18 protein-coding genes and 2 pseudogenes are annotated in these 20,393 nt (G+C 66.1%); 14 read left to right on the top strand and 6 right to left on the bottom strand.

Annotated elements, in window-relative coordinates; translation table 11 throughout:
* Positions 1–253 precede the first annotated feature (253 nt).
* Positions 254–1,342 carry a 2-aminoethylphosphonate ABC transporter substrate-binding protein gene (gene phnS, locus PXJ20_RS27595; RefSeq protein ID WP_126879417.1) on the bottom strand — a complete coding sequence of 363 codons (1,089 nt, stop codon included), beginning with the start codon at positions 1,340–1,342 and terminating at the stop codon, positions 254–256.
* Between the two features lie 397 nt (positions 1,343–1,739).
* Between phnS and PXJ20_RS27590 the strand changes: the two genes are divergently transcribed.
* Entirely contained in the window at positions 1,740–2,855 is a 1,116-nt protein-coding gene (locus tag PXJ20_RS27590) for a 2-aminoethylphosphonate--pyruvate transaminase (RefSeq protein ID WP_421032512.1), read from the top strand.
* Here the strand turns inward: PXJ20_RS27590 and PXJ20_RS27585 are convergent, their stop codons facing one another.
* Positions 2,856–3,611, bottom strand: coding sequence for a DeoR/GlpR family DNA-binding transcription regulator (locus tag PXJ20_RS27585; protein ID WP_199541284.1), 756 nt, complete (start codon positions 3,609–3,611; stop codon positions 2,856–2,858).
* Positions 3,612–3,999: 388 nt separating this feature from the next.
* Between PXJ20_RS27585 and PXJ20_RS27580 the strand changes: the two genes are divergently transcribed.
* Complete coding sequence (locus tag PXJ20_RS27580; protein ID WP_421032513.1) at positions 4,000–5,562, top strand: ABC1 kinase family protein; 1,563 nt, start codon at positions 4,000–4,002, stop codon at positions 5,560–5,562.
* A 47-nt stretch (positions 5,563–5,609) separates the two neighbouring features.
* Here the strand turns inward: PXJ20_RS27580 and PXJ20_RS27575 are convergent, their stop codons facing one another.
* On the bottom strand, positions 5,610–7,028 hold the full coding sequence (locus tag PXJ20_RS27575) for an FAD-binding oxidoreductase (RefSeq protein WP_421032514.1): 1,419 nt from the start codon (positions 7,026–7,028) through the stop codon (positions 5,610–5,612).
* Entirely contained in the window at positions 7,025–8,032 is a 1,008-nt protein-coding gene (locus PXJ20_RS27570; protein WP_421032515.1) for an isopenicillin N synthase family dioxygenase, read from the bottom strand. The genes PXJ20_RS27575 and PXJ20_RS27570 overlap by 4 nt, the downstream gene beginning before the upstream one ends.
* Positions 8,033–8,303: 271 nt before the next feature.
* On the opposite strand from PXJ20_RS27570, the gene PXJ20_RS27565 reads away from it, so the two are divergent.
* The 7 genes from PXJ20_RS27565 to PXJ20_RS27535 all read left to right on the top strand — a co-directional run bounded on the left by PXJ20_RS27565 (position 8,304) and on the right by PXJ20_RS27535 (position 13,855).
* A complete protein-coding gene (locus PXJ20_RS27565) occupies positions 8,304–9,131 on the top strand; it encodes a transporter substrate-binding domain-containing protein (protein ID WP_421032516.1) in 828 nt (275 codons plus the stop codon).
* 9 nt (positions 9,132–9,140) lie between these two features.
* Positions 9,141–9,791 (top strand): amino acid ABC transporter permease, encoded by a 651-nt coding sequence (locus PXJ20_RS27560; protein WP_017778309.1) that lies wholly within the window; start codon positions 9,141–9,143, stop codon positions 9,789–9,791.
* 27 nt (positions 9,792–9,818) lie between these two features.
* Positions 9,819–10,481, top strand: coding sequence for an amino acid ABC transporter permease (locus tag PXJ20_RS27555; RefSeq protein WP_017778308.1), 663 nt, complete (start codon positions 9,819–9,821; stop codon positions 10,479–10,481).
* Positions 10,482–10,625: 144 nt separating this feature from the next.
* Positions 10,626–11,525 (top strand): amino acid ABC transporter ATP-binding protein, encoded by a 900-nt coding sequence (locus PXJ20_RS27550; protein WP_421032517.1) that lies wholly within the window; start codon positions 10,626–10,628, stop codon positions 11,523–11,525.
* A gap of 180 nt (positions 11,526–11,705) precedes the next feature.
* Positions 11,706–12,497, top strand: a complete 792-nt coding sequence (gene hutC / locus PXJ20_RS27545) for a histidine utilization repressor (RefSeq protein WP_017778306.1) — start codon at positions 11,706–11,708, stop codon at positions 12,495–12,497.
* Between the two features lie 145 nt (positions 12,498–12,642).
* On the top strand, positions 12,643–12,828 hold the full coding sequence (locus PXJ20_RS27540; RefSeq protein ID WP_017778305.1) for a hypothetical protein: 186 nt from the start codon (positions 12,643–12,645) through the stop codon (positions 12,826–12,828).
* Positions 12,829–12,973: 145 nt separating this feature from the next.
* Positions 12,974–13,855, top strand: a complete 882-nt coding sequence (locus tag PXJ20_RS27535; protein WP_421032518.1) for a DMT family transporter — start codon at positions 12,974–12,976, stop codon at positions 13,853–13,855.
* 98 nt (positions 13,856–13,953) lie between these two features.
* On the opposite strand, the gene PXJ20_RS27530 is transcribed toward PXJ20_RS27535, so the two are convergent.
* Positions 13,954–14,928, bottom strand: coding sequence for a L,D-transpeptidase (locus PXJ20_RS27530; protein WP_421032519.1), 975 nt, complete (start codon positions 14,926–14,928; stop codon positions 13,954–13,956).
* A 309-nt stretch (positions 14,929–15,237) separates the two neighbouring features.
* Between PXJ20_RS27530 and nadE the strand changes: the two genes are divergently transcribed.
* On the top strand, positions 15,238–16,095 hold the full coding sequence (gene nadE / locus PXJ20_RS27525) for an ammonia-dependent NAD(+) synthetase (RefSeq protein ID WP_421032520.1): 858 nt from the start codon (positions 15,238–15,240) through the stop codon (positions 16,093–16,095).
* 198 nt (positions 16,096–16,293) lie between these two features.
* On the opposite strand, the gene PXJ20_RS27520 is transcribed toward nadE, so the two are convergent.
* Positions 16,294–16,836, bottom strand: coding sequence for a hypothetical protein (locus PXJ20_RS27520; protein ID WP_421032521.1), 543 nt, complete (start codon positions 16,834–16,836; stop codon positions 16,294–16,296).
* A 394-nt stretch (positions 16,837–17,230) separates the two neighbouring features.
* On the opposite strand from PXJ20_RS27520, the pseudogene PXJ20_RS27515 reads away from it, so the two are divergent.
* The 4 genes and pseudogenes from PXJ20_RS27515 to PXJ20_RS27500 all read left to right on the top strand — a co-directional run.
* A pseudogene (locus tag PXJ20_RS27515) lies at positions 17,231–17,455 on the top strand (SDR family NAD(P)-dependent oxidoreductase); the annotation flags it as partial.
* A gap of 1 nt (position 17,456) precedes the next feature.
* A pseudogene (locus PXJ20_RS27510) lies at positions 17,457–17,609 on the top strand (L-rhamnonate dehydratase); the annotation flags it as partial.
* Positions 17,610–18,165: 556 nt separating this feature from the next.
* Positions 18,166–19,629 carry a mechanosensitive ion channel gene (locus PXJ20_RS27505; protein ID WP_421032522.1) on the top strand — a complete coding sequence of 488 codons (1,464 nt, stop codon included), beginning with the start codon at positions 18,166–18,168 and terminating at the stop codon, positions 19,627–19,629.
* Positions 19,630–19,671: 42 nt separating this feature from the next.
* Positions 19,672–20,385 (top strand): S41 family peptidase, encoded by a 714-nt coding sequence (locus PXJ20_RS27500; protein WP_421057453.1) that lies wholly within the window; start codon positions 19,672–19,674, stop codon positions 20,383–20,385.
* The last annotated feature ends 8 nt before the right edge of the window (positions 20,386–20,393 follow it).

The raw sequence follows: 20,393 nt of genomic DNA, 5'->3' as shown, positions 1-20,393 counted from the left end.
GCGGCACGCGCCGCTGCGCCCTGCGCCGTGCTCTCAGTTGTCACCCGCTACATCCTCCAGACGTCGAGCCTGTACGCGGCAAACGCGACAGGCCCGGGATTCAGAACATGGCAGCAGCGCTGCGGCGAAGACTGGCTTGAAGTTCACGCGAAGTTCACCTGAACCTCGCACAGGGCTCACACGAAACCCCGTGCGAAGCCGCACATGAAACTCGCTTGAAACGCCACCTGCCCGTCCGCCGCACCACCCACCTTTACTGCTTCGGCTTCACGACTTCCGTCTGCTTGCCCGAGCTGCCGATCACGTCGTTCTTCCAGCGCGTGGTCCAGTCGGCCTTCTTCGTCATGACCTGGTTCCAGTCCACGGGGATCAGCTTCACGCCCGCAATCGACTGCTTCACGGTTTCGCCGTTCTTGCCCGCGAGCGGCACGTCGGTGCGCGCCGGAATGCCGAACACGTCGGGCACCTTCGCCTGCACTTCCTTCGACATCAGATAGTCGATCAGCTTCTTGCCGCCTGCCTGGTTCGGGCCGTTCTTGATCAGGCCGATCGCGTAGGGCAGCTGGAACGTGGTGGGCTGGCCGTTCGACTCGGCGGCAAGAAACACCGGCTTGAGCGAAAGACCGCCGTTCGCGGCGTCATCCAGATCCATCTGGAGGTCGCCGTTCGCGACCATGATCTCGTTACGCGAGAGCAGCACGTCGAGGTAGCCCGTGCCCTTGGTATGGAACTTCGCGCTTTGTTCGAGCTTCTTCAGGTAGTCGAATGCCTTGTCCTCGCCCATCAGCGACGTGGTGAGAATGATCACCGCCATGCCGTCGCCCGCCGTGGCCGGATTCGAGTACGCAATCTTGCCGCTGTAGTCGGGGTGCAGCAGGTCCGCGAACGTCTTCGGCTGGGTCTTCACCACTTCCGGGTTGATCGCGAACGAGAAGTAGTTGTTGACGAACGTGGCCCACGCGCCGTCCGACGCCTTCGCGATGGCCGGCACGTTCTTGTAGTTCACGCTCTGATAGTTCTGCAGCAGGCCGCCCTGCGCCGCCTGCTGGATGAACGGCGGCAGCGTGACGATCACGTCGGCCTTCGGCGCGTCCTTTTCGATGGTCGCGCGGTTCACCACTTCGCCGCTGCCCGCCGTCACGATGTTCACCTTCACGCCTTCCTTCTTCTCGAAGGCGGGCAGCACGTCGCGGTAGAGATTTTCGAGCCCATCGGCCGTGTACAGCACGACGGCGTCGGCTGCGTGGGCCGGCATCGCGGCACCTTCCATCACCGCCGCTGCCGCGAGCAGCGGCACCAGTTTGCGGACTGCGCTTGCGAGAAGGGGATGCTTCATTGTCATGTCGCTCTCCGAAGGCATAAAGATCAGACGGGACGCCCGGCATGCGGACAAACCCGGTAGCAGTTGTGATTGGGACGACGGCGCCGCCCGCCGCCGGTATTCCTGCCGACGGTACCCCGGATGTGGCAGGAATTGCAGATTGCAGACAATCTGCGCGCCGCGACCCGGGCGCAGGCGCTTGCGGGCTTCGCGGCGCGCGCCGCTCAAGCCCTCAAAGCCCCGTATCGCCGGGCACGGCAAGAATCACAGTGTTTCGTGACAGCGCCATGACGATTGGATCAATTTCCATAAAATGACACAATCCGCCAATAAAGTGCATATCATCGAGACGCTGGGCTGCCTGTTCGTGTCCCCTGCCGTTCGCATTCTTTGCCGTCCAATCCCTTCGCCGGAGGCCATGTTGATTCTCGGAAACGATCCCGTCCTGCTCACGCCCGGTCCGCTCACCACGTCGCCCTCGACGCGCGAGGCGATGCTGCGCGACTGGGGCTCCTGGGACGCGGCCTTCAACCGCATCACGCAAAGCGTCTGCGCCGATCTCGTGCAGATCGTACACGGCGAAAATGACTACGTCTGTGTGCCCCTGCAGGGCAGCGGCACCTTCTCGGTGGAAGCGGCCATCGGCACCCTCGTGCCGCGCAACGGCTGCGTGCTGGTGCCCAATAACGGCGCCTATTGCGCGCGCATCGTGCGCATTCTGGAGCGCATGGGCATTGCGCACGTGGCGCTGCCGCTCGGCGAGGACGAACCCGCGACGGCCGCCGCCGTGGAAGACGCGCTGAACCGCGACTCGCGCATCACGCACGTCGCGCTCGTGCATCTGGAAACGAGCGCGGGGCTGCTGAACCCGCTCGAAGCCATCGCTGCCGTGTGCAAGCGGCACGGCAAGCGGCTGATCGTGGACGCGATGAGTTCGTTCGGCGCGCTGCCCATCGACCTGCGCGACGGCGGCATCGACGCCCTGATCTCGGCGAGCGGCAAATGTCTGGAGGGCGTGCCGGGCATGGGCTTCGTGATCGTGCGCCGCGCGCTGCTGGAGGAATGTGCGGGGCGCTCGCCGTCGCTCGCGCTGGATCTGCACGACCAGTACGTCTACCTGCAGAAGACGTCGCAGTGGCGCTTCACGCCGCCCACGCACGTGGTTGCGGCGCTGCGCCATGCCCTCGACCGCTTCGCGGCCGAAGGCGGCCAGCCCGCCCGCGGCGCGCGCTACACCCGCAACTGCGCGGTGCTGATAGAAGGCATGAGGGAACTGGGTTTCGAGCCGTTTCTACGGGGCGACGTGCAGGCGCCCGTGATCGTGACGTTCCACGCGCCGCGCGACCCGGCATGGCGTTTCGCGGATTTCTACGCCGCCGTGCGCGAAGCCGGCTACATCCTTTATCCCGGCAAGCTCACGCAGCTGGAGACGTTCCGCGTGGGCTGCATCGGCGCTATCGACGCCAACGAGATGCACAACGCCGTCGCCGCGATCGGCCGCACGGTGGCGGCCCTTGGGCTGCACGTCAGGTAATCAGGCGACCACGATTTCCGGGCCGCGCGCCGTGATCGCCTTCGCGATGGCGCGCTCCGGCGCGAGTTCGGTCACGACGTAACGCACGCTCTCGAAGCCGTTGATGCGCACGGGCGTGACGCGGCCGAACTTCGAATGGTCCGCCACCACGATGGCCGTGCCGGCCGCGCCCAGCATGCGGCTGCGCACTTCGGCCACCATCCGCGAATAGTCGGTCAGATAGCCTTCGGTCGTGATGCCGCCCGCGCCCACGAACGCGAAATCGGCGTGGTATTGCGCGAGTTGCTGCACAGTGTCGAGCCCGAAGGCGGCGTCTTCGCTGTCCGAAAGCTCACCGCCCAGGAGCGTCACGCGATTGTCGTTGCGGCGGCCCAGCAGCAGCGCGATGCGCCAGTCGTTCGTATAGACGGTGAGCCGGTGGTGCGCCGTGAGCGCGCGCGCCACCGCATGCGTGGTGCTGCCCGAATCGATGATGACGGACACGCCGTCGGGCACCAGTTGCGCCGCCCGTTCACCGATGGCGCGCTTCGCGCTGGCATTCGCCGCTTCGCGCACGTCGAGGTCGGGTTCGCGGCGCTCGTTGGAAAGCGCGCCGCCGTGTGTCGTCACGATCAGGCCGCGGCCGGCCAGGGTATTGAGATCGCGCCGGATGGTTTCGCGCGAGACGTTCAGCTCGCGTACCAGTTCGGCCACCGAGAGTGCGCCGTGCTTCGCGACCTGCGTAAGGATGTATTGATGACGTTGTTCTGCGAGCATCGCGTTGTCCGGGCCCCGGGGCAGCAGCGGTAAGGTTGAGCCGCCGTATTGTATTACGTGAAACCGCGCGACAGAATGCGTGCCCCGGCATGAAAAACCCCATGCGAGCGGCCTGCGCCAAGGCGTCCAGCCTGCTGGAACGCAGCCCTCGCGACGCTCGTGGTTAGGCCCGGGGTTACGCCTTGGTTACGCTCGGGTGACGCCCTGGTTACCCCCTTGTATGTGGCCCTGAGCGCAAACCCTGATGCCCCGCCCCACCGCGTTCCCTGTTACCCTCAACGCTCCGATTGCGTGTCGAAGACCCGCACGCGCGCCGCCTTGCAGGCGGCACCGTCGCTCTTCCGCTGCTTTCCTGCATTCCATGCATTCCATGCGTTCCATGCGTTCCATGCGTTCACTGTTCCGTCGCTTCCTGCTCGTCCTGTGTGCCTTGCGTTACGGCGCCCGCCTGCTCCGGCGCGCGGCGCCCGAGCACCACAAGCTCCACTGGTTCGTCACGCTTGTCTCGGGCATGCACGAGGCCGGCAACGTGCCGCCGGGACTCGCCGCTGCGCTGCCGCGTCTCGCGCCGGTCGCCGGTGCATTCGCTGAGGCGCTTGCAGCGCACCCCGAACTGGCGCAGAGCACGCTGCACGACGCGCTCGACGCCGTCGCACATCTCGAAGAGCCGCTTGCCCCCGCCGCCACCGAGGCCGCGCTGCACACCGCCTTCGGCCGCCCGCTCGCCGACCTCTTCACCTCGATCGATCTCAGGCCCGTGCACACGGGCTTCTGCGAGCAGACCCACATCGCACAGCTCGCCGTGCCGGTCAACGGCCATCGCACCGTGGCCATCAAGCTGCTGCGCGAGCACGAAGTCGAACAGGTGGGCGACGAAGCCGCGTTGCTGCGCGGCGCCGCCCACTGGATGGAACGCTTCTTCGCCGCCGCTCGCCGGCTCAACGCGCAGGCGCTCGCGGAGTCGTTCACGCAAGATATTCAGCGCCGCTTCGATCTGCGCGAGCAGGCCGCCAGCCTCAGCCAGACCGGTCGACAGTTCGAAGGCGACGCGCGGCTCGTGGTGCCCGACGTGATCTGGGAACTGTGCACGGCGCGCACGCTCGTCGTGCAGCACGTCGAAGCGGTGCCGGCCCTCGATATCGCAGCGCTGCACGCGCACCACGTGAACGTAGCCGAAGTGGCCGTGCATCTGATCGAGGTCGTGACGCAGCAGGCGTTCGAGCACGGCTTCTTTCATGCGGCGCTCGACGCGAGACGCGTGCGCGTGAGCGTGGAGCCCGAGAGCCGCGGGCGGCTCGTGCTGGCCGAGTTCGCCGTGATGTCGAGCCTCTCGTCGCCGGAGCGCGACTTCTTCGTGCACGGCGCCACCGCGCTCTTCGAACAGGATTACGGACGGCTCGCGCAGATCCACCAGGCCGCCGGCCACGTGCCCGCCGACACGCGAACGGAACAGCTCGAAGCCGAACTGCGCACGCGCAGCGAGGCCCATTTCGCAGCCACCCCCGAAGACCGTTCGGCGGGCGCGGCGTTCCACCATCTGTTGCACGCTGTGCAGCCATTCGACGGCGCCGTGCCCGCGCGGCTCGTCACCGCGCAGCGGGCCTTTAGCCAGGCCGAGACGCTTGCGCGTGCCCTTCATCCCGAGATCGATTCGTGGAACATCGCGAGAAGCGTGCTGGCCGATATCGCGCGGCGCGATCTGGGCCATCGCGGCTGGATCGCACGGCTCTCGCGCGAGCTGCCGCACCTCGCGCATATGGTGCCGCGCACGCCGCAGCTACTCGTGCGCTATCTGGAGCGCGAGCATCGCGCGGATCGCAGTGAAACGCGGCTGCGGCTTGCCGCGGACATCCGGCGTGAGCATCGGCGCACGCGTGCGCTGCTGTGGGCCTGCGCGCTCTGCGGCGGCGTGCTGGGCGCCAGCGCGATCATGCTGACTGTGGTTCGCTGAAGGGATGCTGCGCGATGCCTGCCAGGAAGGCACCGCCCAGTACTGCGCTAAATCACCTTCCCCGGATTCAAAATCCCGTTCGGATCGAGCGCGCGCTTGATCGCGGCCATCGCAGCCAGTTCTTCGGGCGAGCGCGACACTGGCAGAAACTCCCTCTTGAGCAAACCGATGCCGTGCTCCGCCGAAACGGAGCCACCATACGGCGCGAGCATGGCGTAGACGAACGCGTAGACGTCGTGATGCGAAACGCCCGGCACCGAGTGTCCATCCACGGTCACGTGCAGATTCGAGTCGCCGATATGACCGAAGAAATACGAGCGATTGCCGGGCCACCGGCGGTCCAGCTCGGCGCGGCAATGATCGACGAAGCGCCCGATGTCGCCAATCGGCAGGCTCACGTCGAAGTTGACGGGATCGAGCCGCGACGGAAACTCCGCCGTGCATTCGCGGATGGCCCACAGCGCGCGGGCGTCCGCCTCTGTCTGCGCGATCACGGCGTCGCGGATGGCGCCGTCTTCCAGCGCCTCGCCCAGCAGGGTGGCGAACCGCTCGCCGCCGTCGGCCGCATCGAAGCTCGTGTGCTCCACGAGCGCATAGAGCGGGTGCGCCGTGGCGAACGGCGAGCGAGCGCTTGCCGTGAGCGCGACGCCAAAGTCGAAGAAGTCCGGCCACATGATCTCGAATGCGCCGATGTCGTTGCCCACCCGCGCCGATAACCGCCGCAGCAGACTCACCACGGCATCGTAGCTTTCGAGCGCGACGAGCGCCGTATGCCGCGCCGCGCGTCGCGGCTGCAGGCGCAACACGGCGCGCGTGATGATGCCGAGCGTGCCTTCGGAGCCGATGAAGAGCTGCTTCAGGTCGTAGCCGGTGTTGTTCTTCACCATCTTGTTCATCGAACTGAGCACGGCGCCGCTCGCGAGCACCACTTCGAGCCCGAGCACCTGCTCGCGCGCCGTGCCCGACTGGATCACGCGATTGCCGCCCGCATTCGTCGCGAGGTTGCCGCCGATCTGGCACGAGCCGCGCGCCCCGAGGTCCAGCGCAAGTTCGAAACCCGCCGCTTCGGCCGCTTCCTGCGCAGCCTGCAGCGTCGTGCCCGCGCGCACGGTCAGGGTGGCCGCGGCGCGGTCGATCTCTTCCACGCCCGCGAGACGGTCGAGCGCAATCGCGATGTCGGTGGCGCGCGCCACGGCGCCTGCCGCGAGTCCCGTCATGCCGCCTTGCGGCACCACGGGCTGACGCGCAGCGTTGCAGATGGCGAGCGCTCGCGAAACGTCATCGGTCGTGCGCGGCAGCAGCAGCGCCGCGGGACGCGCCGGGGCGTGATGCGTCCAGTCCGTCATGGAACGCTCGCCAATTTCGTCGCCTGTGCGCACCGCGTCGTTGCCCAGGGCCTCGCGCAGCGCCGCGAGAGTCGATGCAAGCGAAGCGCTCTCGCTCTCGCCCGCGCCCGAATCCGTCATGCCGTTTTCTCCTGTTCTCCTGGTTGTTGCTGTTGCTGGGCCGCGAGTTTTTTGCGGTAGCCCATCGAATCGTTGATGCGCCCAAGGATGTAGTCGCCCGCCGCCACAGGCGGATAGCGCACCTCGGCGGCCGACGTGCCCAGATCGCGCGGGTCGACCGTCGCACTGTACGTGGGATCGTAGAAGGTCGCGATGGAATAGCGCTCGCGGCCCGATGCATTGATTACGCGGTGCAGCGTGGAGCGGAAACGGTCGTTGGTCCAGCGCGCGAGCAGATCGCCCACGTTCACCACGAAGCTGCCCGCCATGGGCGGCGCATCGACCCACGTTTCGTTCGCGATCTCGCGCACCTGAAGCCCGCCCACCTGGTCTTGCCACAAGAGCGTGATGCAGCCGTAGTCCGTGTGCGGCGCGACGCCGAACTGGTCTTCGTCGGACTGCGGAGGCTGGGGCGGGTAATAGACCATCTGCGTGCGCTGCATCCGCTTCGTATAGCGCGAGGCGAAGAAGTGTTCGTCAATGCCGAGCCCCACGGCCACCGCGCGCAGCAGGTCCGCGCCGCACTGCGCGACGGCTTCGTAGTAGCCGTACAGCACCGGTTGCAGCGACGGCATGAAGTCCGGCCAGTTGTTCGGCCCGCGCAAGGCCTGGCCCGCGAGCACGTCGGGATCGTCTTCGGGCAACTCCAGGCCGATGCTGAAGAACTCCTTGTAGTCGGGGCGCGTCGCCTGGTACATCGTGGCGTCGCCGAGCGAATTGAAACCGCGGTGCCGTTTGTTGACCGCCGCGCGCCGCTTCGTTTCCACCGGGAACGCGAAGAACGTGCGCGCGGCTTCCTCGGCCGCGTCGATCACGTGCTGCGGCACGCCGTGATTCACGATGTAGAAGAAGCCGATCGTCGTGCACGCGTCGTAAATCTCGCGGCCGGCGCGCGCGAGCGCAGCGGCGTCGCCCGCGCGCACGCCGGCGAAGTCGATCACGGGAATGGTGGCAACGGACGGCATCGGCGGCTCCTCGAATGGGCTTCTGGGGTACGTAAGGCGCAGGTATCGAAGCGGTATATACCGCCAAAACGCCGGCCGCAAGCTGCATCGCAATGCGTGTTTTCACGGAGCCGCAAGCGCTTGCCAGATAGCGCGCGCAAGGCCGTGCGTGGCCGTTTATCCCTGCGGTTTTTATTTTTTTCGCGCCAAACCAGCGGTATATACTGCCCCGCACACTCGCGCCGTTTCGCGTTCCCGCGCGACTTTCGCTTTGCCACCCGGAGAGAGACCCATGAAGATCGCTGCAGGCTGGAAGCGTGGTTTGCTGATGCTCGCGCTGTGTTCCGCGAGCATCGCGGCCTACGCCGAAGATCAGCTCACGAAGGTGAAGAAAGCCGGCGAGCTCGTTGTCGGCACCGAGATGCAGTTCGCGCCGTTCGACTTCCTCGAAAACGGCCAGCAAGCGGGCTTCAACAAAGACCTGTTCGCCGAGGTCGGCAAGGAACTCGGCGTGAAGGTGCGCTTCATCGACCTGCCGTGGCCCAGCGTGCTGCCGGGCCTCGAAGCGGGCAAGTTCGACATGGTGGGCGGTCCGCTCACGGTCACGAAGGCGCGCATGGAACGCTACACGTACACGCTGCCCATCGCCGACGCCACCGACGCGCTGCTCAAGCGCGCCAACGACACCAGCATCAAGCAGTCGTCCGACATCGCGGGCAAGACCGTGGGCGCGGGCAAGGGCTCGGCGCAGCTCGATCAGTTGAAGAGCTATGTCGCCACGCTGCCGAAGGCGCCGGAGATTCGCGAATACGTGGACAACAACCAGGCCTACGCGGACCTCGCCGCCGGGCGCATCGTGGCCGTGGCCAACTCGATGACCAACATCGCGTATGTCGCGAAGCAGCGGCCCGAAACGTTCGCGGTGGTGCAGCCGCCGTTCGGCGCGAAGGTCTACTTCGCGTACTGCCTGCGCAAGGACGCCGACAGCAAGCCGCTCGCCGACGCCTTCAACGCAGCGCTCGTGAAGATGAACAAGGACGGCCGGCTCGCGGCGCTGCAGAAGAAGTGGTTCGGCGTCGCGATGGACGTGCCCTCCACGATGCCCTCCCCGAACTACTGAACTCCTGACATGTTCAGCCTGAGCGCGTTCGTGCAGGGGCTGCCGCTGCTGTTGCACGCGGCGGTGGCCACTGTCTCGATTTCGCTCGCCGGGCTCGTGATCGGCTTCTTCGTCGCGGTGGGCGTGTGCGCGGCGCGGCTTTCGTCGCATCGCGCCGCACGGCTTTTTGCCGGCGCCTACGTGTTCTTCTTTCGCGGCGTGCCGATGCTCGTGCAACTGCTGCTGGTCTACTACCTGCTGCCGTTCGCGGGCATCAACGTGCCGCCGCTCGTGGCCGCCATCAGCGCCGTGTCGCTCTGTTCGGCCTCGTACATTTCCGAGATTCTGCGCGGCGGATTCCTCAGCATTCCGCCTGGACAGATCGAGGCCGCGCGGCTGCTCGGGCTCGGTTCGTTCGACACGCTGCGCCGCATTCTCGTGCCGCAGGCGTTTCGCCTCACGCTGCCTTCGCTCGTCAACGAGATGGTGCTGCTCATCAAGGCGTCGTCGCTGATTTCCGTGGTGGGCGTGGCCGAAATTACGCGCACGGCGCAGAACATCGCCGCGAGCACGTATCGTCCGCTCGAAGCCTACGTCGCCGCGGGGCTCATCTACTTCGTGATCTGCGGCACGCTCGCGCTCGTGGCGCACGCCGCCGACGAACGCCTGCAGCAGAGTTAGCGCACGCCGCCCACCGCACAGACCGCCATGCAGCAGCTCGATCCCACCGTCATCACGCACAACCTGCCCGCCATCGGCGCGGGCTTCGCGATGACGCTCGGCACGTGGCTTGCCGGCGTCGCCATCGGCATCGTGCTCGGCTTCGTGATCGCGCTGCTGCAACTCTTCTGCGGACGATGGGTGCGCGGCGCGTTGCGCGTCTACATCGAACTGCTGCGCGGCACGCCGTTTCTCGTGCAGCTGTTCCTGCTCTACTACGGCGGCCCGTCATTCGGCATCACGCTCGAGCCGCTTACCGCAGGTGTGCTCGGGCTCGGCGTGTACGGCAGCGCCTATTTCGCCGAGGTGTTTCGCGCGGGCTTTCGTTCGGTGCCGCGCGGACATCTGGAAGCGGCGTCGTGCCTCGGCTTCACGCGCTGGCAAGCGGTGTGGCGCATCCAGCTGCCGCAGATGGCCGTGCTGATCGTGCCGGCGCTCGTGAACCTCATCATCGTGCTGAGCAAGGAAACGGCGGTGCTTTCGATCGTCACCGTGCCCGAGCTGACGTTCGTGCTGACCGGCATCGGCTCCGCCACGTTTGCCTTCGTCGAAACGCTGCTCGCGCTGTGCGTCTGCTATCTCGTGCTGGTGGAACTCGCGTCGCGCACCGGGCAGTGGGCCGAGGCGCGGCTCGCACGGTTTATGGCCTGAGCGTGAAGACTGCCTTCACGCGCCTCGCGCTCTGACTGCTGCCTCACAACTTGCTGTCTCACGATTGCCTGCCTCGCGATTCCCGGCCCGATCACCAGCAAAGCGGAACATCCCGGAAGGATCCGGAACAAGCGGAACAACCCGATGAACGTCATGACCGACCTGCCCTCCTCCTCTTCCGGCGCGCCGGCGCAAGCCGCCGGCCGCGCGACGCCGCTCATCGAAGTGCGCGGGCTCGGCAAGCGCTTTGGCGACGTCGACGTGCTGCGCGGCGTGAACCTGGACATTGCGCGTTCCGAAGTGGTCTGCATCATCGGGCCATCCGGTTCGGGCAAAAGCACGCTGCTGCGCTGCCTCGCCGCGCTCGAAACCTACGACGAGGGCGAGGTGCTCATCGAAGGGCAACTGCTCGGCTATAGCGAACGCAACGGCCGGCGGGTGCGCGCCACCGCGGCCGAGATCAACCGCGTGCGGCGCAACGTGGGCATGGTGTTCCAGCAGTTCAACCTGTGGCCGCACATGACGGCGCTCGGCAACGTCATGGAAGCGCTTGTGCGCGTGCGCGGCCTGCCGCACGACGAAGCACGGCGCCGCGCGGGCGCGATGCTGGAAACCGTGGGCCTTTCGCACAAGGGCGACGCCTACCCCGCGAAGCTTTCGGGCGGCCAGCAGCAGCGCGTGGCCATAGCCCGCGCGCTCGCCATGGAGCCGCACATCATGCTGTTCGACGAGCCGACGTCCGCGCTCGACCCCGAACTCGTCGGCGAAGTGCTGCAGGTGATGAAGCAGCTTGCGCGCGACGGTATGACGATGGCCGTCGTCACGCACGAAATGGGTTTTGCGGCGCAGGTGGCCGACAAGGTCGTGTTCATCGACCAGGGCCGCATCGCCGTGCAAGGCAATCCGCGCGAGGTGTTTCACGACGCTTCGCATCCGCGGCTGCGGCAGTTTCTGCAGAACTACTTCGACCGCAATGCGTTCTGGACGCGCGCGGAAGAGGCGGGCCCAGACGCGGGCCCGGACGTAGGCCGGGGCGCGGCATGATGGCGAACGGCGGACATCGCGGCGACTGTTGCGCCCGGCGCGCTGGGCACGGCATGAGCCTCGAAGGCTTGGCGAGGCTCATCCGCAGCACGCGCCGCTGTTGCGCGCGCTATCCGCGCGCGTGCCCAACGCGAGCTTTATCGACGCATTACACGCATCACTGAACGAGGAGGCTGCGCGATGTCCGTCACCACGCACCACGGGGCACGCGAGAAAGCCGGGGCGGCCAGCCCGGCACATGCTGGCGACGCGCCGGTGGCCCGCTACGAGCAGGTCAAGCACTACATCCGCTCCTCGATCGAAGCGGGCACCTGGCAGCCCGGCGACCGCATTCCATCCGAAAACGATCTGGTGGCCTCGCTCGGCGTCTCGCGCATGACCGTGAACCGCGCGCTGCGCGAGCTCACGGGCGAAGGCTGGCTTACGCGGCTTTCGGGCGTGGGCACGTTCGTCGCGGAGGCCAAGCCGCAATCCACGCTGCTGATGATCGCCCACATCGGCGACGAGATCCGCTCGCGCGGTCACGAATACGCCTGCGAAACGCTGCTCACGCAACGGGAGACGGCGCCGCTCGTAGTCTCGAACGCGCTGGAGTTGCCCGCGGGCGCGTCGGTTTTTCACGTGACGTGCGTGCATCGCGAGAACGGCTTGCCCGTGCAACTGGAAGACCGCTACGTGAATCCCGCCGTGGCGCCGGCCTTCATCGAGCAGGACTTTTCGACGGTGCGGCCGTCCGAATATCTCTATGCGGTCGTGCCCGTGCACGACATCGAGCACGTGGTCGATGCCGGCCTGCCCACGCCCGAAGAAGCCGAGCTTCTGCACATCTCGCCGGGCGAGCCTTGTCTCACGCTCGTGCGCCGCACGTGGTCGAACGGCGTCGCGGTGACCTACGCACGCTTCGTGCATCCCGGCTCGCGTTACCGGCTGGGCTGCCGCTTCACGCCGGAGTTCGCGCAGCGGCAAAGCTAAGCGGCGTTCGGTTCGCGTGCGAATCGCGAAGGAAATTCGGACTTCGTCAAGCCGCGATCGGCAGGACTGCATTTCGCAGCGGGCACGAATCGGGGGCGGTTGCGTTGCTACACTGCGCGCTCGTCAGTTCAAAGGAGCACGCGACGTGTACCGAAAGGGAATTGCGGTCGAAATCCAGTTTCCACCCGAACGGCTCAATGACGCAGCCGGCGATCCTTACTGGATCGATCTCACGCTGGACGAGGCGCGCCGGCTCTACGAGCAGTTGCGCACGCGCTTTGCCGGCGACACCAGCACGAATCAGCCGGTGGATACCTTTTCCATCGAATAACCGCTGCGCCGGATCGAAGCCGGCACAGGCCGCACGGGCCGCACGGGCCACACATACGCCGGCATTGCACGACTGAACAAGACGCGGCCCCGGGCCTCACGCGATACTGCGGGCTTTCGACTGCCCACGCCCGATTGCCCCACCCATGCCCATGCTCATTGCCACGCTGGCTGCCGCCGTGTTCGTCGTGCTCTGGTCCACGGGCTTTGTTGTCGCCCGCGCCATCACGCCGTTCGCCGACCCCAACCTGTTCCTGCTCGCGCGCTTCGGCGGTACCGCCCTGCTGTTCGCGCTTGCGGCTCTCGCGGCGCGGGCACGCTGGCCTTCGGGACGCGACCTCGGCAAGCATCTGTTCGCGGGCGCCCTGCTGCAGGGCGTGTACCTCGGCGCCGGATACTGGGCCGTCGCGCAAGGGCTGAGTGCCGGCGTCATGGCGCTGCTCGGGGCATTGCAGCCGCTTTTCACGGCGGCTGCGGCGGCTCCGCTTTTCGGCGAACGGCTGCATCGACGTGGCTGGGCCGGCATGGCGCTCGGCCTTGCCGGCGTCGCGCTGGTCCTCGCGCCGAAAATCACCGCGCCTGCCGGGCAGGTGACGCACGGCGCCGCGCCGCCGTGGCTCGTCGTGGCCGTCTCGATTCTCGCGGTGGGCGCCATTACCGCCGGCACGCTGTTTCAGAAGACGTCGCTCGCAAGGGCCGACCTACGCAGCGCCAGCGCCGTGCAGAACTTTGGCGCCGCGCTCGTCGCGTGCCTGCTCGCGCTTGCGCTCGGCGAGCATCGCTGGATTCCTTCGCCGGCACTGTGGGCTTCGCTCGCGTGGGGCATCGTCATGCTCTCCGGCATGAGCGTCACGCTGCTCGTGTGGATGGTTCGGCGTGGCGATGCCGCGCGCGCCACTGCGCTGCTCTTTCTTGCACCGCCGCTCGCGGCCGTCGAGGGGTATCTCGGGTTCGGCGAGACGCTGCTGCCGGTGCAGATTGCCGGCTTCGTACTGGCGCTTGCAGGGGTGACGCTGGCCCGGTCGTGAAGCGCCGATCACTGGCGCGGGGCATCCGCTCCACTCGGAGCGTCACGTCCGCTCGGGCGGTGCCGGCTTCCTCTCGATGCCGCTTCGGCCGTTCGCGCTCAATCCGCCGTGTCGCCGCCCGGCGGCAAGTTGGCTCCCGCCTTCGGCCCCGGCAAGGGCGACCATGCCGGGCGTACCTTGCGCTCCGAGTCCACGACCACGAGATAGCGCCCGGCCCACGGCGTGACGACGCGATCTCCATGCAGCACCCACAGCGGCTTGCCGGCTTCGACGGTCGCTTCGTATTCGGCATCGAGAATGCCGTAGTGATCGAGGAACGCATTGAGCGACGCGGGGATGCGCACACAGCCCTTCGAGTGCCGGACGCCGAGCAGCGGCTCGAGGCGATCGGGGTCGGTCGCATGCATCTGGAAGCGCATCTGCGAGGTGCCGCCCTTGCCCCACCCGCGCTCGGCCTCGGCCCAGCCGAAATCGAAAATGCGCATGTCGCGTTGGCCATAACCGCGCACGCCGTTCTCGTTCATGGTGCCTTCCGCGCGAAAGTCCATGTTCGCCGGCGTGTGCTCGAATACGCCGAGCGGCGTGACGAAGTGATCGTACTGGCCCGGCAGACCGGTCGCGACCGGTGACGCGCCGAGCAGTTGCCACCCTTCCACGGGCAGCGCGCGATAGTAGATGAAGAGCGCCTGCACGTTCTCGTTGCGATCCACGAGCACGACGTACTCGCCCGCAAGGCTCCCCAGGTTGTGCGCAGCGAGCGCGCCCTGCAACTGGCCGGCATAGAAGCGCTGATCCGCGTCGGGCACGTCGAGACGGCGCGTGACTTCGTGCGCGAAGGCGTCGCGCATCTTCAGGGCCGCGTTGGGGTCGCCGGGCTTTGCGCCTTCGGGAACGAACAGGCTCGATGCGGCCTGCGCAGGTGGTTCGGATGGCGGCAACGATGCGGACGACGCCGGCAGCGACGACTGCGCCAATGCGGCCGTTGCGACCGCACCGGTCGTGAGGCAGACAAAGAACGTCGCGACGACGTGCGCGGCCCATCGTGACTGCGCCCGAGCTTTCGCCGGCAACATGCGGCGATCCGGCGCGCGATCACTTTCGTGGCGATTGTCCATACCTTCCCCGTGTGTGCCGATACAGCCCGTGCCGGCACAAGTTTGTCCGTTCTGTTTCATGACGTATTCGAAAACAGGCTTCTGCGTATCATGAAGGCTAGTGCGTTCAGGCGCATCGACGCGCGCGTCGTAAGGCCGCGCATCGAGGTCGCATCATGAACAATCACGCATGATGCATGCCCGAAACAACTGGCCTGGCCAATCTTGAGTAGTGTGGAGCAGATGGATGACATCCGCTGCCCACGAGGCCACGAAGGAGATCGCCCCATGAAGCCATCGAATCATGCCGCGCACGAGGCGCGCATCCGCGCGGAAATGCACGTGACGCCCGACATCGATCCCGCCGCCGAAATCGAACGGCGCGTCGCGTTTCTCGCGCGTTATCTGCGTGCTAACGGATTGAAAGCCTACGTGCTGGGCATCAGCGGCGGGATCGACTCGGCCGCGGCCGGGCGACTCGCACAACTGGCGGTGGAGCGGCTGCGCGCCGACAACTATGAGGCACGCTTCGTCGCGATGCGTCTGCCCTATGGCACGCAACACGACGAAGCCGATGCCCGGCAAGCGCTTGCGTTCGTACGCGCCGACGAAACGCTGACCGTCGACGTGCGCCCGGCCGCGGACGCGATGATGACCTCGCTGGCCGCAAGCGGCCTTTCATTCGCGAGCCACGAACAACAGGACTTCGTGCACGGCAACGTCAAGGCGCGGCAGCGGATGATCGCGCAATACGCGGTGGCGAGCGCACGCACGGGCATCGTGATCGGCACCGATCACGCCGCGGAATCCGTCATGGGTTTCTTCACGAAGTACGGCGACGGCGGCGCCGACGTGCTGCCGCTGGCCGGCCTCGACAAGCGGCAGGTGCGCGCGGTAGCGAAAGCGATGGGCGCATCCGAAGCGCTGACGCAGAAGATTCCCACCGCGGATCTCGAAACGTTACGGCCGCAGCGTCCGGACGAAGAGGCTTATGGCGTGACCTACGAGGTCATCGACAATTTTCTGGAAGGCAAGCCCGTGAGCGAAGAGGCGCGCGAGACCATCCTCCGTTTCTATGACGTCACGCGGCACAAGCGCGCATTGCCTTACACGCCATACGATGAGTGGCCCGGCCGCGACGGGTGAAGTCAACGCGTCGACGGGCAAGCGTGGGGGCTACGGCGAGGCCGGTGCCGAGGCATCATGTTTGCGCGGGGCGCCTGACGTCGTGAGCACGTGGCGTTCGCGTGGTGCGCTTCGAGCGCTTCACTCGCTTCGCGCACTGGCACGCGCTCCCGCTATTAACGCAGGCTCGTGCTGAGGAATCCCAGCACCCTAAGCCTCTCAAGAGCCGTTGTCGCCAGACCTTTCGGCACTCGCGCTCGCGCCGTCGTCAAGCTCTCCATCGCAGCGGCGCGCAAGACGCCCGTACCGCGCCGGCCAGTTGCCGACGATGGCGGCCTGTGCCTCGGCCAGCGTCATGCGCCCCGCGCACACGCATCGCTTCAGCCTCGCGGTCAGCAATTCCTTGCGGCGCTCGCCGGCGTGCCCGGCCCATGGGCGCAGCTCGAAATTCGCGGCAGCGTCCGGAGAACCACCCAGCACGATAGGCACGCGGCGATCCAGCGCGTACGAGGTGCCGTCCTCGGCATCGATACCGTGCTTCGCCAGCATGCGGTCTTTGCGGGCCATGATGCTGTCGAGCGACGGAGACACCGCGTCGGCATAGCCGGGCCGGCAGATCGTGTCGGCAACTGAGTGCTGCGTCACACGATCGTCGAGCAGCGCCGCGTCTTGCGCCCACGCAGTGTGCATGCCCTGCATGCCGACCAGCCCGATTGCGAGTGCGAGTACGGTGCGTACTCTCCGCTCACGCAGCGTCTTCACGCCTCCACCAGGCGACAGGCGCGCCGTCTGGCGATTCTCTTCTGTGTCTGCGTCCGATGTGTTTCCTGTGCTGGCTGTTTTCCCTGCGTTCATTGGTCGGCACACCATGGATGCGGAATGGATGAGTTGAAGGCAATTAAAACATATCGAGGATGGCTGCGTCGTGAAAGACTGCCGTGGTCGCATGCGCCGCGGCAGCGTCGGGGCCAGCGCCTATGCGCCACACCCGCCATTCACAGCGTCAAATTGGCACCCCCCTTGGCCATCGAAGACATGGCACTTGTCCATCTGAAAAACAGAATCGTGTCGTTCTTCACGCCGCTTGTTCGCGAGCGCCCCGAGGTGGCCGGCGGTCGGCGGTCCGCGGGCAAGCGGCACGCGAACGGAACACCGGCAACTGGAGCCGGCCGTGTGGCGACGCGTGATCGAATGATCGAAGTCAATCTGATCGGCTCCTACCTCACGTGCCGCAGCGTGGTACCGCACATGGTGGCAAAGGGCTTGGGACGTATCGTCAATCGTCAACATCGCCTCGGTGGCCGGCAAGGAAGGCAATCCGAACGCGTCGCACTACAGCGAGTCGACGGCCGGTGTGATCGGCCTCACCCGATCGCCTGGCAATGGGCATGCCAACAACCAAGCACATTCGGACGTTCACGCTGCGCGGAGCGGGCGCCGACAACCACGATCAAGGCCAGCGACACTGGATCGACGATCACTGCGCAACGCCGATGAGCCGCTACCCCGAGTACCGCAGCAGCCGGCAGAGCTTCGCTGCTGACGCACGTATTCGACGATTCCGTTGCTCACGCGCCGCCTTGCGAACAGGCTGCCGGAGCAAAGCTTGCGATGCATGCTCAAGCATTCGCTTCGGCTGACCGACCGTTGGATCTGCAAGGAGTCGTAGTGTGTCGAATGTTCCCGCGTGCGAGACGACACAACTTCGTGACAAGGCGCGTACGGCTCATGAATCTGCCTCCTGGAAGTTATGTCGTGACGCCCTTAACGCACCCTTAACGCGCCCTTAAGGCGAGAGGGCAATTCTTGACTTATGCCGCACGCACGCACGCATGGAGACTGTGAATATTTCTGAACTCCGGTCGGCGCTCAGGCCAAGCGCATTTCGCTAGCCATCTCTTCCTCCATGGCCGAGCTGCGAGGCGCACTCGAGCGGGGGGCACGCTCAAAAAGATCCGATGCCGCATTGTCACGAATAGTCAAATCCGGCACCTGTCAGCGCTACCGCGATGTATGCTCAGCGAGCAGGTTCTATTGCTGATGTCCTACGTAGTCCAAATTGTGTTTCAACGACGGGGAGGGAATAAAAAAATGGACGTATCCAGTTTCGTTTCGCCATTGCTGGCCGCCTTGGGAGGTTTTCTACCGAAGATCGCCGGAGCCATTGGTCTTTTGATCGTCGGTTGGATCGTCGCCGCGATTCTTCGAGTGGCCGTACGCAAGCTCCTGTCCGCGTTGAAGGTGAATCAGCAGATCGCGCACGGCACAGGTCAGGTGATTCGCGTCGAACAGGGCATCGCGGCGGGCGTGTTCTGGTTTGCGATGCTCGTCACCGTCGTCGGCGTGTTCAACGCGCTGAATCTCTCCGCTGTCTCGAATCCCTTTTCCGCGCTCATTGCGCGGATGGTGGATTACCTTCCGAACCTGATCGGCGGCGTCACGCTCGCGTTGATCGCGTGGCTCGTCGCATCGCTACTGCGTAGTCTGGCGAACCGCGCGCTGAGATCGGGCAAGTTCGACGACAAGCTCACGGGCGGCGCGGGCATCGCGCCGGTGAGCGGCTATCTGGGCGACGTTCTGTTCTGGCTCGTGATCCTGATGTTCCTGCCCGCGGTACTGTCCGCGTTTGCGCTGTCCGGGCTGCTCGCGCCCGTGCAAGGCATGATCGACAAGCTGCTCGGCGTCGTGCCGAACCTCTTTGCGGCGGCGGTGATCGGCTTCGTGGGCTGGATCGTCGCGCGCGTGCTGCGCGGGCTCGTGACCAACCTGCTCGCCGCGGCGGGCGCGGACAAGCTGGCGCAGAACCTGGACAGCCCGACGCCGGTGCGCGTATCGAGCCTCGTTGGCACCCTCGTCTACGTGTTCGTATTCGTGCCCACGCTGATCTCCGCGCTCGATGCCCTGAAAATCGAGGCGCTCTCGGGCCCTGCCACCAACATGCTCAACCAGTTTCTCGGCGCGGTGCCGGACCTCTTTGCGGCCATCGTGATCGTGACGGTCACGTTCTACGTTGCGCGCTTCGTTGCCGCGCTCGCGCAAAAGCTGCTCGTCGCCGCGGGCGTCGACGGGCTACCCGCCGCACTGGGTCTTGAGCGCGTGTTCTCCGGCATGCTCCAGCCGTCCGTGCTGGCCGCGCGTCTGATCGTGTTCTTCGCAATGCTGTTCGCGACAGTCGAGGCCGCCAACCGGCTCGGCTTCGCGCAGGTACGCGACGTCGTGACACTGTTCATCGAGTTCGGCGGCCATGTGCTGATGGGCGGCGTGATCCTCGTGATCGGTTTCTGGCTCTCGAATCTCGCGCGTCGCGTCATCCAGCAAGCGGACAACGAACATAGCGAGTTGTTCGCCCGCATCGCGCAGTTCGCCATTCTGGGCCTCGTGTTCGCGATGGGGCTTCGTGCGATGGGCATTGCCAACGAGATCGTGCAACTCGCGTTCGGCCTCGTGCTCGGCGCAATCGCCATCGCTGTCGCGCTCTCGTTCGGTCTGGGGGGCCGCGAGGCGGCGGGCAAGCTGCTTGATCGATGGATAGGCCGCGGCCGGTCAGGCGAATAATCGTGGGGGCGCGAGTCACGTCGCGCCCCGCGTAATGCGGCAATTGCCTCGCCTGAAAACCGTGCGACTCGTCTACCGGCCGGCAGAAGACCGGTCGATGACCTTCGTTCTGACGCGCGCATTCATTCACCAGAACAACGTCACGTTGGAGCGCCCGGCACCAGGCTTCGGCTGCCGCAGCGTTGCAGGACACACATCGCCGTCGTGATGGGCAGCGCAACGTTCGGCAAGGCGACGATCCAGGTGACTGCTCCCTTGACGGGCGGCGCCGGCCTCATGCTGACCGTCGCGCGCTACTACGCGCCTACGGGCCGGTCCATCCAGAACGTGGGCGTTCAACCGGATCTGCCCGTGGACGACCACCCGCCCGATCACTCCGGCGACCTGCCTGCCGTGAGGGAGATCGATCTCGATCGCCATCTATCGAGCCAGGCCGGTCGCCCGGACACCGCGCTGGAGCAAACGCATGCGCGTGAGGTCACAGGGCAACTGCAGACAATCGAGGCTCAACGTGCGCAGTCGTCCAACCCGAGCGTCGGTAGGCGGCCGACGACTCAGCCAGTGGTGTACTGGCAAACCCGGCGACTTCATGTTGAGCCAGGCGCTGAACTGGTTGCAGCACAAGCCGGTGAGCTTGTCGAAAGCGAAGCCGGAATAGTGCGCGACACCACCGCAGTCGACACACCGCCAATGCATCGCCGATGCATCGCGCTTGCCGCCACCGAGACCGACGGCAAGCGCAACGCCGCCACCTGACGCCTGGC

The organism is Paraburkholderia sp. A1RI_3L (assembly GCF_048957895.1).
Taxonomy (GTDB): Bacteria; Pseudomonadota; Gammaproteobacteria; order Burkholderiales; family Burkholderiaceae; genus Paraburkholderia; species Paraburkholderia kururiensis.
Note: the sequence above shows the minus strand (reverse complement) of the source record. Positions and strands in the feature narration are given on the sequence as shown.